Annotated in this window: 1 protein-coding gene; it reads right to left on the bottom strand. The window is 49.2% G+C overall.

The features are described 5' to 3' along the window. Positions 1-240 (bottom strand): hypothetical protein (locus H8K33_RS19685; protein ID WP_186892772.1); only part of this gene is annotated, 240 nt, incomplete at both ends.

The raw sequence follows: 240 nt of genomic DNA, 5'->3' as shown, positions 1-240 counted from the left end.
TTAAGCTGACTGTGTAGACCAGATCATTACCTTCGATGACCGTGTCACCTGCAACACCTGGTGCACCTGGTTCGACTGTCGTGATCGTTGGTTGATCATCATCGATGATGCCGCCATTACCTGTCACACCACCAATCACTAATGGTAAAGATTCTGGGGAAGCACTATCAACGACAGCATCATTGATCGTGGCGACGGTGACTGTGAAGCTAGAAACACCGGCTGGAACAATCAGATTGC

The organism is Affinundibacterium amnicola, assembly GCF_014284275.1.
GTDB classification, from domain to species: Bacteria; Pseudomonadota; Gammaproteobacteria; order Burkholderiales; family Burkholderiaceae_D; genus Undibacterium; species Undibacterium amnicola.
Note: the sequence above shows the minus strand (reverse complement) of the source record. Positions and strands in the feature narration are given on the sequence as shown.